The 802-nt window shown below is 52.6% G+C and carries 1 protein-coding gene; it reads left to right on the top strand.

The window, feature by feature from the left end; all coding sequences use genetic code 11:
• Window positions 1-794, top strand: a 794-nt coding sequence (locus QT231_RS24220; RefSeq protein WP_308339327.1) for an IS3 family transposase, incomplete at its 5' end; no start/stop codon positions are given.
• Window positions 795-802: the final 8 nt, after the last annotated feature.

Below are 802 nucleotides of genomic sequence, written 5' to 3'. Positions count from 1 at the left end.
GCTCCAGTTACTACGAGTACCGCCAGCGACGGCACCGTGTGGATGTTGAGCGTCTGGCCTTAAAAGCTCAGGTAAACCGCCTTTTCAAAAAGAGTCGCAGCTCAGCTGGCAGCCGCTCGATCAAGGGTTTGCTCAGCGAAGAAGGCGTCACCATTGGTCGTTTCAAGGTTCGGCGTTTGATGAGCGAAATGGGGTTGATCTGTAAGCAGCCGGGCCCTCATGCTTACAAGCAGGCGACCGTTGAGCGACCTGATATTGCGAACCATCTTGACCGAAAATTTACAACAGACCAGCCCAATCAGGTCTGGTGTGGTGACATCACTTATATCTGGAGTGGCCAGCGTTGGAACTATCTGGCCGTTGTGTTGGATCTTTATGCTCGTGTTGTTGTTGGCTGGGCCATGTCGTCCAGCCCGGATGCAGATCTTGTTGTGAAAGCGCTCGATCACGCCTGGGAACAACGTGGTCAGCCAAAGAGCGTCATGTTCCATTCCGATCAGGGTAGTCAGTATGCAAGCCGCAAGTTCCGCCAAAGACTTTGGCGCTATCGAATGAAACAAAGCATGAGCCGACGTGGCAACTGCTGGGACAACTCGCCGATGGAAAGGCTGTTCCGGAGCCTGAAGTCGGAGTGGATACCGGCTTTGGGATATCGAAATCTATCTGAGGCCAAGAAGGACGTTAGTGGCTATCTGATGGGTTACTACAACCAGCAGCGCCCTCACTCGTTTAACGATGGCATGCCTCCCGTTGTGGCTGAGGAAAATCTTAAATTACTGTCCGGGATTAGTTGACCACTACA

This window comes from Halomonas sp. SpR1 (genome assembly GCF_031010175.1).
In the GTDB taxonomy this organism is placed as follows: domain Bacteria; phylum Pseudomonadota; class Gammaproteobacteria; order Pseudomonadales; family Halomonadaceae; genus Vreelandella.
This window is presented reverse-complemented; position numbering and strand designations above follow the sequence as displayed.